This window comes from Diaphorobacter sp. J5-51, from assembly GCF_001023515.1.
GTDB classification, from domain to species: domain Bacteria; phylum Pseudomonadota; class Gammaproteobacteria; order Burkholderiales; family Burkholderiaceae_C; genus Diaphorobacter; species Diaphorobacter nitroreducens.
Window position 1 is genome coordinate 1 of sequence record NZ_JSYI01000112.1, and the last position, 324, is coordinate 324.

The 324-nt window shown below is 70.7% G+C and carries 1 pseudogene; it reads right to left on the reverse strand.

The annotated features are described in order from the left end of the window. Positions 1 to 324, reverse strand: a pseudogene (locus OX89_RS14090) (dihydrolipoyl dehydrogenase); the annotation flags it as partial.

Below are 324 nucleotides of genomic sequence, written 5' to 3' on the forward strand. Positions count from 1 at the left end.
TGCTCTCGCCCAGCGTCGGATGCGGGTGGATGGTCTTGCCGATGTCCACCGCGTCGGCGCCCATCTCGATGGCCAGGGCGATCTCGCCGATCATGTCGCCGGCGTGCGTGCCGACGATGCCGCCGCCCAGGATGCGGCCGTGGCCGTGCGCCTCGGGGCTGTCGTCGAACAGCAGCTTGGTAAAGCCTTCGTCGCGCCCGTTGGCGATGGCGCGGCCGCTGGCCGCCCAGGGGAACAGGCCCTTCTTGACCTTGATGCCCTGCGCCTTGGCCTGGTCCTCGGTCAGGCCCACCCAGGCCACTTCGGGGTCGGTGTAGGCCACGC